At 71.3% G+C, this 13,725-nt stretch carries 12 protein-coding genes and 1 tRNA gene; 5 read left to right on the forward strand and 8 right to left on the reverse strand.

Features of this window, described 5'->3' with window-relative positions:
* Positions 1 to 132 precede the first annotated feature (132 nt).
* The 4 genes from EES42_RS08085 (at position 133) to EES42_RS08100 (ending at position 5,608) form a co-directional block, all read left to right on the forward strand.
* Positions 133 to 1,479, forward strand: a complete 1,347-nt coding sequence (locus EES42_RS08085) for a peptidoglycan-binding protein (protein WP_124717475.1) — start codon at positions 133 to 135, stop codon at positions 1,477 to 1,479.
* A 25-nt stretch (positions 1,480 to 1,504) separates the two neighbouring features.
* Positions 1,505 to 3,172 carry an SPFH domain-containing protein gene (locus EES42_RS08090; RefSeq protein WP_124717476.1) on the forward strand — a complete coding sequence of 556 codons (1,668 nt, stop codon included), beginning with the start codon at positions 1,505 to 1,507 and terminating at the stop codon, positions 3,170 to 3,172.
* A gap of 157 nt (positions 3,173 to 3,329) precedes the next feature.
* Complete coding sequence (locus EES42_RS08095) at positions 3,330 to 3,920, forward strand: lytic polysaccharide monooxygenase auxiliary activity family 9 protein (RefSeq protein WP_124717477.1); 591 nt, start codon at positions 3,330 to 3,332, stop codon at positions 3,918 to 3,920.
* A gap of 26 nt (positions 3,921 to 3,946) precedes the next feature.
* Entirely contained in the window at positions 3,947 to 5,608 is a 1,662-nt protein-coding gene (locus tag EES42_RS08100; RefSeq protein ID WP_124717478.1) for an AMP-binding protein, read from the forward strand.
* On the opposite strand, the gene EES42_RS08105 is transcribed toward EES42_RS08100, so the two are convergent.
* The 8 genes from EES42_RS08105 to EES42_RS08140 all read right to left on the reverse strand — a co-directional run bounded on the left by EES42_RS08105 (position 5,605) and on the right by EES42_RS08140 (position 12,655).
* A complete protein-coding gene (locus tag EES42_RS08105) occupies positions 5,605 to 7,137 on the reverse strand; it encodes an MFS transporter (protein ID WP_124717479.1) in 1,533 nt (510 codons plus the stop codon). The two genes, EES42_RS08100 and EES42_RS08105, sit on opposite strands and share 4 nt — an antisense overlap.
* Positions 7,138 to 7,268: 131 nt before the next feature.
* Positions 7,269 to 7,342, reverse strand: a tRNA-Lys gene (locus tag EES42_RS08110).
* Positions 7,343 to 7,424: 82 nt separating this feature from the next.
* A complete protein-coding gene (locus EES42_RS08115; RefSeq protein WP_124717480.1) occupies positions 7,425 to 8,183 on the reverse strand; it encodes an IclR family transcriptional regulator in 759 nt (252 codons plus the stop codon).
* 166 nt (positions 8,184 to 8,349) lie between these two features.
* Positions 8,350 to 9,210, reverse strand: a complete 861-nt coding sequence (gene ehuA, locus EES42_RS08120; protein ID WP_124717481.1) for an ectoine/hydroxyectoine ABC transporter ATP-binding protein EhuA — start codon at positions 9,208 to 9,210, stop codon at positions 8,350 to 8,352.
* Positions 9,200 to 9,841 (reverse strand): ectoine/hydroxyectoine ABC transporter permease subunit EhuD, encoded by a 642-nt coding sequence (ehuD, locus tag EES42_RS08125; protein ID WP_124717482.1) that lies wholly within the window; start codon positions 9,839 to 9,841, stop codon positions 9,200 to 9,202. The genes ehuA and ehuD overlap by 11 nt, the downstream gene beginning before the upstream one ends.
* The gene (ehuC, locus tag EES42_RS08130) at positions 9,838 to 10,578 is read right to left on the reverse strand and encodes an ectoine/hydroxyectoine ABC transporter permease subunit EhuC (RefSeq protein WP_124717483.1); all 741 of its coding nucleotides are present in this window, start codon (positions 10,576 to 10,578) and stop codon (positions 9,838 to 9,840) included. The genes ehuD and ehuC overlap by 4 nt, the downstream gene beginning before the upstream one ends.
* Positions 10,579 to 10,597: 19 nt before the next feature.
* The gene (gene ehuB, locus EES42_RS08135; RefSeq protein ID WP_124717484.1) at positions 10,598 to 11,500 is read right to left on the reverse strand and encodes an ectoine/hydroxyectoine ABC transporter substrate-binding protein EhuB; all 903 of its coding nucleotides are present in this window, start codon (positions 11,498 to 11,500) and stop codon (positions 10,598 to 10,600) included.
* Positions 11,501 to 11,683: 183 nt separating this feature from the next.
* Complete coding sequence (locus EES42_RS08140; protein ID WP_124717485.1) at positions 11,684 to 12,655, reverse strand: D-2-hydroxyacid dehydrogenase; 972 nt, start codon at positions 12,653 to 12,655, stop codon at positions 11,684 to 11,686.
* A 228-nt stretch (positions 12,656 to 12,883) separates the two neighbouring features.
* Here EES42_RS08140 and EES42_RS08145 point away from each other — a divergent pair, with 228 nt between their 5' ends.
* Positions 12,884 to 13,687 carry a maleate cis-trans isomerase family protein gene (locus EES42_RS08145; protein ID WP_124717486.1) on the forward strand — a complete coding sequence of 268 codons (804 nt, stop codon included), beginning with the start codon at positions 12,884 to 12,886 and terminating at the stop codon, positions 13,685 to 13,687.
* Positions 13,688 to 13,725: the final 38 nt, after the last annotated feature.

The following is a 13,725-nucleotide window of genomic DNA, read 5'->3' on the forward strand; positions in this document are numbered from 1 at the left end:
CTGTCCATCACGGCCTGTCGGATGGTCGTTTTTTCACTTCTGTCCGTCAAAATGCGATATGTCAGGAGAGTTGAGACACTGGCGCCCGTGCAGATGCGCCCAAAGATCTTGACGAGTGCGGAGGGGAATCGCATGACTGTGCCGGCTTTCGAGGAGTACGTGCCCGCCATCGACTGCATCTGTGCGGGGTGCGCCGCGCAGCGGCGGACCGCCGCCAGTGCACCGCCCGTGCGGTACGGAGGTCATCCGGCCGCACACGGCGCCCGCCGCGCACTGGTGCTGGTCACCGCGGCCGGCGTGGTGCTGGGCAGCGGCGCCGTCGAGGCGGCGAGCGCGGCGGGAGCGACGGGCGACCGGGCGGCGGAGGCGGCCGGAGCCGTCCGGGCCGACGCGGACGGGGACAGCCCGCAGGGCGGCCCCGGACCACTGCAGGGCGGTGGCGCCTCGGGCCCGCCCTCGTCCACGACCACCACGCCCAAGCTGCGCAAGAGCAGCCGGGCCGACATCATCAACCGCGCGAAGAAGTGGGTGTCCGCGCAGGTCCCGTACAGCATGACCAAGTACTGGCCGGACGGCTATCGGCAGGACTGCTCCGGCTTCGTCTCGATGGCCTGGAACCTGCCCGGCAACGAATGGACCGGCAGCCTCGCCGCGTTCGGCACGCGGATCGCGCGGGAGGAGCTCCAGCCCGGCGACATCCTGCTCTTCCACAACCCGGCCGACCCCTCGAAGGGCTCGCACGTCACGATCTTCGGCGGCTGGACCGACTACACGCACACCCACTACAAGGCGTACGAGCAGACGAAGCCGCACACCCGCAAGAAGACGACGCCCATGGCGTACTGGACCAACTCCGGCAACTACGTCGCCTACCGCTACAAGGGGCTCAGCGGCGGAAGTGCCGGCAGCGGCTCGTCGGTGACGGGGTTCCCGGGCGCCGGGAAGTTCGGCCCCGGCGCCAGTAACGCCTACGTCACCCGGCTCGGCAGGATGCTCGTGGAGCGGGGCGGCAAGCGCTTCTACAGGGTCGGCCCCGGGCCGGGCTGGGGCGAGGCCGACCGGCTGGCGACCCGGGCGTTCCAGAAGGCCCAGGGCTGGAAGGGCAAGGAGGCGGACGGCATCCCCGGCCCCGACACCTGGCGGCTCCTGGTGAACGGAACCGGCCATGACATCCCCGGCACCGGAAAGGGGAGCGGGGGCGGAAGCGGAACGGGGGCCGGCCACGGCGACTCGAACCCGGATTCGAAGTTCCCCGGGCGGGGCTATTTCCGGCCCGGTCAGTCCAACAGCCATGTCGACAGGCTCGGCAGGCAGTTGGTGAAGAAGGGCTTCGGCAAGTACTACACCTCGGGGCCCGGACCCCGGTGGACCGAGGCGGACCGGCGCAATGTCGAGGCCTTCCAACGGGCTCAGGGCTGGCGGGGCGGAGCGGCCGACGGCTACCCCGGTCCGGAGACCTGGCGGCGACTCTTCGGGTGACACGACGGACATGACGGAGGCGGGTATGCGATCCACGGTGTCGGACAGCTCCGGATCCCCGGAGAACGGGCGACGGGAGAAGGAGCGGGAACCGTTCGGGGCGGCCGGCCCGGACGGGCCCGCCGGGGCGGCGGTTCCGGGAGACGGCGCGGCTCCGGAGCCGGGACCGGCCGCCGGGGCGGAGCCAGGGCCGGACTCCGTGGTCGACCTGGTGCTGGACCTGGTCCCGGGCGAGGACCGGGATCCGGCGCTGGGCGCGACATCGGCCTCGGTGTCGGTCCCGGCCGCGGCGACGGTCGGCGTGCCGGTGCCGGTGCCGGCGCCGGTCGTCGCCCCCGTCCCGGTCGTGGCGGGGAACCGCGTGGAAGTGGCGGGGAGCCGCGCGGACCCGGCGGGGAGCCGCGCGGACCCGGCCGGGAGCCGCGCGGAGGTGGCCGGGAGTCGCGCGGACCCGGTCGCCGACGCCCCGTCCCCGTCGCCGCCCCGGCACCGCGTGGCTCCCGACACCGTCTTCGACTCGCTCCCCGTCTCCGGCGACGGCGGCGAACAGCCCGGCGAATCACTGTGGGGGACCGGGCGGCACCACGCGGTCATCGCCAACGAGCAGACCGCCACCATCCCGGTGCACCTGCTCTTCCGCGAGGACGCCGAGCGCGCCGACGCCGCCGCGCTGCCCGCCGGTGTGCTGCGGCGCGGAGCCGGTGGCGACCAGCCGCAGGCGGGGGTGCGGCGGCCGCCCGTGCCGAGGGGGCCGCAGGTCCGGCCCTCGACCCGGCCGGCACCGGTCGCCGATCCACGGCTCACCGAGCGGCCGGGGCCCGCGCTCCCGGGCTGGCTGGCGCTGCTCGCCGGGCTGTTGGGGGTCGCCGCCGGTGGCGTGGTGCTCTGGCGGATCGGCGCGCTGCCCGCCGCCGCGCTCGCCCGGTTCGGGATCGGCTCGCGGCCGTACGACGGGATCGGCCTCGGCGCCTGGGCGGCGCTCGCCGGGCTGGTCTCGGTGGTGCTCTTCGCGCTCGGTGGCCTGAGCCGCGGACGGGTGGGATACGCCTGGGTACTGACGCTGTTCGGCGAGTACCGGGGGAGCGTGCGGCGGACCGGGCTGATGTGGATCAGCCCCCTGCTGCTGCGCCGCCGGGTCGACGTACGCCTGCGGCACTGGCGCAGCGAACCGCTCCCCGCCGTGGACGCCAACGGCACGGCGCTGCGCGTCGTCGTCCTCGTGGTGTGGCGGATCAAGGACACCGTGCGGGCGGCGCTCGGGGTCGCCGACCACGAGGAGTATCTGCGCGAACAGGTCGAGGCGGCGATGGCCCGGGTCCTGTCGCAATTGCCCGCCGATGCCTTCCACGAGGACGCGCACACCCTGCGCAACGCCGAGGCGGTCGGCGACGCGCTGACCCGGATGCTGAAGGCGGACTGCGAGCCGGTCGGCATCGAGGTGTACTCGGCCCAGCCGACCGGGATCGAGTACGCGCCGGAAGTCGCCGCGGCGATGCAGCGCCGCCGGATCGCCGCCATCGACGCCAAGCACCGCGACAGCGTGCTGACTTCGGTGGTCGACGCGGTCGACGACACGGTCAACCGGCTGACCGCGCGGGGCATCGTGGAGCTGGACGACTACGAACGGAAGTCCCTGGTCAAGGACTTGACGGTGGCCTTCTACACCGGACGCAGCGGTGGGGAGGGCGCCTGAGAGCCCCGGGGGAGGCCGCGCGGCCAAGCGGAATCCAACTCTCATTGGTCTGGACATGTTCATATCCCGTCAATAATCTAAGTCTTGGTCTAGACCGCAAAACACGCGCGCAGCACGGCTCATGGAACCTCCCCCACGTTCTTGAGGAGCGACAGCAATGCGTAAAAGGGCAAGCGCGGCCGTGGTCGGCCTGGCCATCGCGGGCGTCTCGATGTTCGCGACCAGCAGCGCCAGCAGCCACGGCTACACCGACAACCCCATCAGTCGTCAGAAGCTCTGTGCCAACGGCACGGTGACGGGCTGCGGCAACATCCAGTGGGAGCCGCAGAGCGTCGAGGGCCCGAAGGGCTTCCCGGCGGCGGGCCCGGCCGACGGCAAGATCTGTTCCGGCGGTCACGGCGAATTCGCCCAGCTCGACGACCCGCGCGGCGGCAACTGGCCCGCCACGAACGTGACCGCTGGTCAGGGCTTCAGCTTCCGCTGGCAGTTCACCGCACGGCACGCCACCTCGGACTTCCGCTACTACATCACCAAGGACGGCTGGGACCCCACCAAGCCGCTCACCAGGGCAGACCTGGAGTCGCAGCCCTTCATGACGGTGCCGTACGGCGGCAAGCAGCCCCCGGCGACCCTGACCCAGCAGGGCACCATCCCCACCCAGAAGAGCGGGAAGCACATCATCCTGAGTGTCTGGAACGTCGCCGACACGGCGAACGCGTTCTACGCCTGCTCCGATGTTCAGTTCTGACGTCTAGTCAGTTACCGTGCGGCGCCATGAGGAGCGCAGGCACCGTCGCGGAGCTCGTACAGCGCCAATGGGGCGACCACCGGCCCGGACTGAGGTACCAGGACACCGTCCTCAGTCATCACGAGGTCGCCTCGGGCGCTGCCGTACGGGCCGCGCTCCTGGCGGATCTGCTGTCGGCGGGCGGCGAACCGCACCTCGGGGTGCTGCTGGACAACACCCCTGAATTTCCACTCTGGTTGAGCGCGGCGGCCCTGGCCGGGGCCGCCGTGGCCGGGATCAACCCGACCCGGCGCGGCGCCGAACTGGCCCGCGACATCCTGCACACCGACTGCCGGGTCCTGGTCACCGAACGCACCCACCTGCCGCTGCTCGACGGCCTGGACCTCCCGGGTGTGCGGATGCTGGTGACCGACACCGACGCGTACGCCGGACTCCTCGCCCCGTACGCCGGAGCCGAACCCGGCGACACGGCCCGCAAGGGCGTGGGACCCGCGACCCGGTTGCTGCTCTACTTCACCTCCGGATCGACCGGCGCGCCCAAGGCCGCGATCTGCACCCAGGGGCGGCTGGCGACGGCCGGACAGTCGCTCGTCGACCACTTCGGCGTCCGGCGCGAGGACGTCCACTACATCTGCATGCCGATGTTCCACGGCAACGCGGTGATCGCCGACTGGGCGCCCGCACTGGCCGGCGGGGCCGCCGTCGCGCTGCGCCGCCGCTTCTCCGCCTCGGGATTCCTCGACGACGTACGGGCGCACGGGGCGACGTACTTCACCTATGTCGGCCGTGCCGTGCAGTACCTGCTGGCCACCCCCGAGCGCCCGGACGACCGCGAGCACCCGCTGCGGCTCGGCTTCGGCACCGAGGCCGGGGCGGTGGACGCGGCCCGGTTCCGGGAGCGGTTCGGGGTGCGGCTGGTCGAGGGCTACGGCTCCTCCGAGGGCGGCGCGGCGATCCAGCGGACCCCGGACACCCCGGAGCGGGCGATCGGGAGGGCGTCGGACCGGGACGATCTCGCGGTGGTGGACCCGCAGACCGGCGAGGAACGGCCCGCCGCCGTCTTCGACGGGGCGGGTCGGCTGACCAACGGGGCGGAGGCGATCGGGGAGCTGGTCAACCGGGGGCGCACGCCCTTCGAGGGCTACTGGCGCAACGAGGAGGCGGAGGCCCAGCGGGTGCGCGGCGGCTGGTACTGGACCGGGGACCTCTTCTTCCGGGACGCCGGGGGATTCCTCTACTTCGCGGGCCGTACCGACGACCGGCTGCGGGTCGACAGCGAGAACCTGGCCGCCGCGATGATCGAGAACATCCTGGCCCGCTGGACGGAAGCGGCGGCCGTGGCGGTGTACGCGGTGCCGGACCCGGTCGCCGGCGACCAGGTGATGGCGGCGCTGGCCCTGCGGGAGGGGGCCGCCTTCGACCCGTCCGCCTTCGCCGCGTTCCTCGCCGCGCAGCCGGACCTGGGTACGAAGATGGCCCCCGCCTTCGTACGGATCGTCCCGGCGATGCCGGTGACGGCGACCAACAAGGTGCACCGGGTGCGGCTGCGCCGGGAGGGGTTCTGGCACGGCGGATCCGTGTGGCGCCGGGGGCCGGGCGGCACGTACGCCCCGCTCGACGACGGGCTGCTGACGGCGCTGCTGGGCGAGTACGAGGCGCACGGGCATCCCGCGCCCGGATCGCGCTAACTCGTCAGCGCCGGCTCGGTCGGCGCCGCGGTCCTGGTGTCCGCCGCCCCCGGGATCCTCCGCAGCAGCACCGCGGCCAGCACCGCTCCGGCCAGCAGCAGCGCCGCTCCCGTGACCGAGGCGTACTGCATGCTGTGCACGAAGGCCTCGCGTCCGACCGCGATCAGCGAACCGTCCCCCGTGGCCACCGCACCGGCGAGGGTCTTGCGGGCGGCCTCCGGGGCGGAGCCCGGCATGTCCGCGGTGTAGATCGCGGTGGCCACCGCGCCCAGCAGGGCCATCCCCATCGCACCGCCGAACTCCTGGCCGGTCTCCAGCAGCGAGGCCGCCGAACTCGCCTTCTCCGGCGGGGCCGTGGACAGCGCCAGGTCCGACACCAGCGCCATCACGGTGACGATGCCGGAGCTCATCACGGCGCAGCCGCCGAGCAGCAGCCACAGGGAGTCCGTACCGGCCAGGGCCAGGATCGCGAATCCGGCGGCGGCGATGACGAACCCGGCGCAGATGACCCGGGCACGGTCGGTCCGCTGGGCGATCGCGGTGGCCGTCGGGGCCGCCGCGCCCACCGCCAGGGACGGTGCCAGGCTCCACAGCGCGGCCTCCATCGTGCTCATCCCGAGCACCGACTGGAGGTACTGCGTGGTGAAGAACGAGGAGCCCATCATGGCGAACGCGGCCAGCGCGTTCAGCCCGATCCCGGCGGCGAAGCCGCGGTGGCGGAACAGCTCCCGGCCGATCATCGCGTCGGCACGGCCGCGCTGGCGGCGGACGAAGAACAGCCCGACGACCAGCCCCGCGGCGATGATCAGCGCGTTCTTCGCGTCGAGCCCATGGGCGGCGCTCTCCTTGACGCCGTAGACGACCGGCAGCACGGCCCCCATCGACAGCGGCACGCTCAGGAAGTCGAACCGTCCGGGGTTCGGGTCCTTGAACTCCGGGACCAGCACCGGCACCAGGACCAGCAGCAGCACCATGGCCGGCACATTGATCAGGAAGACCGAGCCCCACCAGAAGTGCTCCAGCATGACCCCGCTGAGCACCGAGCCGAGCGCGATGCCGCCCGCCATGGCACCCGACCAGATCCCCACGGCCCGGCCGCGCTGCCGTTCGTCGCGGAACATGTTCCGTACCAGCCCCATGGTCGACGGCATCAGCGTCGCCCCGCCGACCCCGAGCAGGGCGCGGGCCCCGATCAGCATCTCGGGGCTGTCGGCGTACGCGGCGGCGACGGACGCGGCACTGAACGCGAAGGCGCCGAGGAGCAAAAGCTTGCGACGGCCGATGCGGTCGCCGAGCGAGCCCATCGTGATGAGCAGGCCGGCCAGGGCGAAGGCGTACACATCGAAGATCCAGAGCTGCTGGGTGGCGCTGGGGGCGAGGTCCCGGTCGATGGACGGGATCGCGAAGAAGAGGACGGAGATGTCCATCGAGACGAGGAGGAGGGGCAGCAGGAGGACCACGAAGGCGGTCCATTCCCGGCGGCCGGCGAGGTCGCCGCGTTCGGCGGTGGTGCTCGTAGCGTTCGTCATGCCAGGAAATGTACGAGCGTTTAAAACGCTTGTCTAGTACGGATGTGTAAAACGTTCGTACATCTCCGCGGGCAGCAAAAAACGCACTGGGCGGTTCACGTGTGTACGTGAACCGCCCAGTGCGTTGTCTGTGCGCCGCCAGGGACTCGAACCCCGGACCCGCTGATTAAGAGTCAGCTGCTCTAACCAACTGAGCTAGCGGCGCCTGCTGACTCGAAAATAATACCTGCTCCCGAAGGGTGCTGATGACACCCCCGTCCGGCGCCCCGCCGGACGGGGCAATACGCCTAGAGCGCCAGCGACAGGAGCACCGGAGCCGCCCGCCGGTTCAGTGTGTCCGCCGCCGAGCGCAGCCGGTGCGCGTCCTCGATCGGCAGCGACAGCGCCAGGCAGCCCGCCGACGATCCGGCCGTCAGCGGCACCGCCGCGCACACCGTGCCGACCGCGTACTCCTGGAGGTCGAGCACCGGGACCGTCGCCGGCTGGCTGTCCAGCTTGGAGAAGAGCACCTTCTCGTTGGTGATCGTCCGCGAGGTGAGCCGGGGAGTCTTGTGGCGCGAGATGTGGTCGCGGCGGCCGTTCTGGTCCAGCTGGGCCAGCAGACACTTGCCGACCGCCGAGGCGTGCGCCGCCGACCGGAAGTCCACCCACTCGTTGACCGCGGGGGTGAGCGGGCCGTCGGCGTACTGCGTGACCCGGATCTCGCCGTCGACGTACCGGCTGATGTAGACCGCCGCGCCGACCGAATCGCGCAGCTGCGCCAGGGTCTGCTGGAGCTTGGACTCCAGCGCCTGTCTGCGGGCCGGGCCGGAGCCGATGAGCAGGAGCGAGGCGCCGATCACATACGCGCCGTCGGTGACCTGCTCCACGTAACCCTCGCGGCGCAGCGTCAGCAGCAGGGAGGTGAGGTGCCCGATGGGCAGTCCCGTCTCCCGCGAGATCTGGGTGTCCGTCACGCCGTCGCCGTGCTTGGAGACCGTTTCGAGAACACGAAGGGCGTACTGCACCGAATGGAACGGTGCCGTCGGTTCGGGCTTCAACGCCACGGTTTCCCCCTACCAGGTTGTGACCGCAAGCTCTGACCTCACGATAGCCGCCAAGGCCCCTTTCCGGGGCGGCTGTTGGCGACTCGGCCGGGCGCCCCGGCCCGGTGAGCTGGGGCGCATCCGTCCGGCATATGCCAGCGTCATTGGCGTTGAACAAATGGTGAGGTCACAGCACTGCGTCGAGGAACTCGCGCGTACGTTCGTGCTCCGGGTCGGTGAAGATTTTTTCCGGCGGGCCGGATTCGATCACCTGCCCGGAGTCGAACATCAGTACCGTCTCCGAGACGTCACGGGCGAAATTCATCTCGTGGGTCACGCAGAGCATCGTGATGTCGGTGTTCCTGGCGATATCGCCCAGCAGCTCCAGCACCCCGGCCACCAGCTCCGGGTCGAGCGCCGACGTCACCTCGTCCAGCAGCAGGATCTCCGGCTCCATCGCCAGGGCGCGCGCGATGGCTACCCGCTGTTGCTGCCCCCCGGAGAGCTGGGAGGGATGGGCGTCGATCTTCGCGGAGAGCCCGACCAGGTCCAGCAGCTCCCGGGCGCGGGCCTCCGCCTCCTCGCGGTCCTTGCCCAGCACGTTGACCGGCGCCTCGGTGATGTTCTGCAGCACCTTCATGTTGGGGAAGAGATTGAACTGCTGGAAGACCATGCCGATCTTCTTCCGGGCCTCGCGCAGATGCTTCTCCGGCGCCGGCTTCAGCACCCCGGCAGGCGTCCTGACGTGGGACAGCGGACTGCCGTCCACCCAGATCACGCCGTCGCTGACCTTCTCCAGCGTCATCAGCAGCCGCAGGATGGTGGTCTTGCCCGAGCCGCTGGGCCCGATCAGGGTGATGTGCTCGCCGCGCCGCACCGAGAAGTTCAGCCCGTCGAGGACGACATGGTCGCCGTACCGCTTCACCACGTCGTCGAAGCGGACCAGCGGATGGCCGGTCTCCGGCGCGACGGCCGGCGCGGCGCCCGGTGCGGCGTCCGCGGGCGCCACGTCCGCCGTCTTCTGCAGGGGGAGGGGTTCAGTGGCCAAGACGCTTCTCCAGCTTTCTCATCAGCAGCGAGGTGGGGTAGCTCGCGACCAGGAAGACCAGGCCGGCGAGCGTGAACGCCTCGGTGTACGCGAAGTGGTCGGCGCCGTACTTACGGGCCTCGAAGACCATTTCCTGCACCGTGATCACGGCGAGGAACGGCGTCTCCTTGAACATCGAGATCGCGTAGTTGCCGAGGGCGGGCAGCACATTGCGCACCGCCTGCGGCAGGATCACGGCCTGCCAGGTCCGCCGGGGTCCGAGCGAGAGCGCCCGGCAGGCCTCCCACTGGCCCTTCGGCACACTGTCGATCCCGGCGCGGTACACCTCGGAGGTGTAGGCGGCGTAGTGGATGCCCAGCACCACGATGCCGATCGTCAGCGGCTCCACCGAGGTGAACAGGGCCGCCGCGCCGACCAGTTGGACGAGCAGCGGGGTGGACCGGACGAACTCCGTCACGGCCCGCACCGGCACCGTCACGAACCTGCTCGGGGCCCGGCCGGCGACCGCGACGGCCAGCCCCAGGACCGCGGCGACGAGTGTGCCGAGCACCGTCGCGAGCAGCGTGACCCGGAAGCCTTCGAGCAGCAGGGGCAGGGCGTCACCGGCCGCGTTCCAGTCGAAACCGTTCACCGGGCACCTCCCGGGACGGAGGCGACGGCCTCGGTGGCGCTGCGGCTGCGCAGCAGCGAACCCGCGCCGGTGGGCAGCCCGAGCCGCCGCTTGGCGCCCCGCTCCAGCAGGTTCATCAGCAGGGTCAGCGCGTACGCCAGCACGAAGTAGACGGCCAGCAGGGTCAGGTACGCGGTGAGCGTCTCACCGGTACGGTCGCGCAGCTGCTGGACCACGGTCATCAGGTCGGCCGCGGAGATCAGCCACAGCAGCGGGGTGCACTTCAGCAGCTGGATCAGCAGATTGGTGAAGGACGGGATCATCTGCACCCAGGCCTGCGGAAGGACCACCTTCCGCATCCGGTGCAGCGGCGACATGTTCAGCGCGACGGCCGCCTCGTACTGGCCGCGCGGCACGGAGCCGATCGCCCCGCGCACCACCTCGGCGCCGTACGCGCCGTAGTTGAGCCCGAAGGCGACGACGCCGCAGAGCAGCGGGTCCAGCTGATAGCCCGTCAGTGTAGGCATCGCGTAGTAGAGCCAGAACAGCTGGATGTACAGCGAGGTGCCGCGGAAGAACTCCACGACCACCCGCGAGGTGCCGCGCAGCACCAGCAGCCGGCTGATCGACATCAGACCGAGGACGAACGACAGCAGCAGCGCGGCCAGCGCGCCCAGCACGGTGGCTTCGAGGGTCACCCACAACCCCGAGCGCACCTGCGGGAGTTCGTCGAAGAAGGCGGAGAAGAAATCACTCATGCGGTGCGGTCCGTCCCTGTCAGCCCTTGCACAGATCGGCCGTCTTCAGCGTGGCCGGCGGGAGCTCGGTGGCGGAGAAGCCGTACTCCTGGAGCAGCGACACATAGCGGGACCGGTCCGAGACGATCTTCTTCAGCTCGCGGTTGAAGGCGTCCCGCAGGTCCTCGTTGCCCTTGCGGAAGACGGCGCCGCCGGGGCTGTACTGCTTGGTGCCGTCCAGCTCCGGCACGAACGGCTCGGTGACCTCGGTCTCCGGGTTGGTCTTCGCCAGCCAGCGCAGCGAGATGCCGGTGAGCAGGAACGCGTCGATCCGGCCGCCCTTGACGGCGTCGGCGCCGTCCTGCGGCTTCTGCAGCGTCTTGACCTTGTCGCCGGCGATGCCGGCGCTCTCGGCGTACTTGCCCTCGACGGCGCCCGACATGACGCCGACGGTGATCCCGGCGGCCTTCGCGGACGCCAGGTCGGTGACCTTCTTCGGGTTGCCCTTCTTCACCATCAGCGCGGTCGGCGAGATGAACTCGGGCTCGGAGAACAGGGCGTTGGCGCAGCGTTCGGGTGTGATCGCCATTCCGGCGCTGACCACGTCGTACTTGCCCGCCTGGAGCCCGGGGATCAGACCGTCCCACTCGGAGAGGGTGGGCTTGAGCTCATCGACGCCGAGCGCCTTGAAGATCTCCCGGTGCAGCGTGGGCGCCTCGCCCTTGAGCTGCTTGCCCTCCAGGTAGCCGTACGGGGCCTCGTTGGCGTACGCGACCCGGACGAAGCCCTGCTTGCGGAGCTTTTCGAGCGCACCCGCACCGTCCGCGGAGCCGGCGGCGGTCTTGCTGCACGCGGAGAGCAGGCCGGGGACGACGAGCAGGCCGCCCACGGCCGCCGATCGGTTCAGGAAGCCCCGGCGGGACAGGTTCGGGAAGTCAGCCATGGTTCGCAATCTCCTGGAGGGATCGAACAGTCCGGACAGGGGAGGCGCCTGCCCGATCCCGGACGTCTATGCAGGGAGCGAGAGCATGTAATCGAAAGGTGGCCGGAATGTGACCTTCCCGAGTCCGGTCGGGGCCAGGCCGGGCCGGGCCGGGCCGGGCAGGGCAGGGACGGGCGTGGCCGGCTACTCGCCCGGCTGCTCGCCCGGTTCCCGTACGGGGACGTAACCGCGCTGCTTGTCCACCACGTTGGGCAGGGGCTCCCCGGCCGCCCAGAGTTCGTACATCGCCACGAACTGCTCGCTCAGGCGGTCCCGCCAGCCCGCCGTGTCGCCGCTCATGTGCGGCGACACGATCAGGTCCGGTACGTCCCACAGCGGGCTCTCCGGCCCCAGGGGTTCCCGCTCGAACACATCGAGCGCCGCGCCCGCGATCCAGCGCCTGCGCAGCGCTTCGGCCAGATCGTCCTCGACGACCAGCGGCCCGCGCCCCACATTGATGAAGCGGGCCGAGGGCTGCATCAGCCCGAAGAACCGGGCGTCGAACATGGCGCGGGTCGACCCGGTCAGCGGGGCCGCGCAGATCACCCAGTCGGCCAGGGCGGTCAGCCGGTCCAGGTCCTCGGTGCCGTGGATGGTGCGCCGCGCGGTGCGCCCCACCAGCGCCACCTGTACCCCCAGCGCGATCAGCAGCCTGGTGATCTCCCGCCCGATCGGGCCGGCGCCGACGACCACCGCGCGGCTGCCCGCGAGCCGGGTGCTCTCACGGTGGCGCCACTGCCGTCGTCGCTGGAGCTCCAGCGTGCCGGGGAGATCCTTCGCGAACGCCAGCACCAGTCCGGTCACGTACTCGGCGATGGGCCGCTCGAAGATGCCCCGGGCGTTGGTCACGACCGTGTCCGAGGCCGTCAGCTCCGGGCAGAGCAGCCGGTCCACCCCCGCGCTCGCGGTGTGCACCCAGGCCGGGCGCGGTCCCTTGCCGGGCCAGACCTTCCGTACCGCTTCGGAGGCGAAGTCCCACACCAGCAGCACATCGGCTTCCGGGAGCCGGGCGGCGAGTCCGGCCTCGTCCGTGTACCGGATGCGGGCCCGGCCGGTCAGCCGGCCGAGACGCGGCGACGGGTCGGTGTCCAGGACGAGCAGGGTGGGCTCTGGCATGAGAGACGGTCGCTCCGCTGCGTCTGGGGAGGTGCGGTGCGACCACGCTCGCACTCGCCTCCGGCCCCGTCAACAGGTCACAGCAGAGGTCACGACATATGGGGGAATACTTGGATGGAGCGGGGTGAAAGGTCGCAGCCGACGACCGGAAAGAGAACGGGAGCGCCGGACAGCGCCAGGAAGGCCGGACAGCGCCAGGAAGGCCGGACAGCAACAGGAAGGGCGGACATGACGACCGTCGGATTTCTCTACCCGGGCCACTTCGCGGAGGACGACTTCCCGCGGATGGAGATCCTGCTCGACGCCGTCCGGCTGGTGGTGAACCGCACCGAAGTCGACGACGACGCCTACCGGATCGACGCGCTGATCCGGACCGGCGCGCCCGAGCACCTGGCCGCCGGGGTGGAGGAGCTGCAACGCGCCGGCGTCGAGGCCGTCGTCTGGGCGAGCGGCGCCGGCAGCTTCCTGTACGGCTGGGAGGGCGCCCATGAACAGACCGCCGCCCTGGCCCGCGCGGCCGGTGTGCCCGCCTCCAGCACCTCGTTCGGCTTCGCCCACGCGGTGCGGGAGCTGGGTGCCGACCGGGTCGCCGTCGCCTCCACCTATCCCGAGCGGATCACCGCCCTGTTCGCCGAGTTCCTGCACGCCGCGGGCCTCGGCGTGGCCGTCACCCGGGCCGCCGGGCTCGAATCGGCCGCCGAGGCCGCCGCCTGGGACCTGGACCGGGTGAAGGAGCTGGCCGCCGCCGCCGACCGGCCGGAGGCGGACGTGGTGCTGCTGCCCGACACCGCACTGCACACCGCGGGGCACGAGGCGGAGCTGGAGGAGCTCCTCGGCAAACCGGTCCTCACCGGCAACCAGGTCACCGTCCGCGAGGGCCTCCGCCTGGCCCGCCGCCGCGCGTGGTCCCCGAGCCTGGGCAGGCTCTTCGCCGAACGGGAGGCGCCCCCGGCCCCGGTCGCCGCCTGGGGCGAGGGCCGGGAACGCGCACACAGCGGGAGGCGGGCCCTGCCCGGAGACGTACGGGAATAAGGCGTACGGGAATAACCGGAGACAACCTCCTGTTAGGC

It is taken from the genome of Streptomyces sp. ADI95-17 (assembly GCF_003846175.1).
GTDB lineage: Bacteria > Actinomycetota > Actinomycetes > Streptomycetales > Streptomycetaceae > Streptomyces > Streptomyces sanglieri.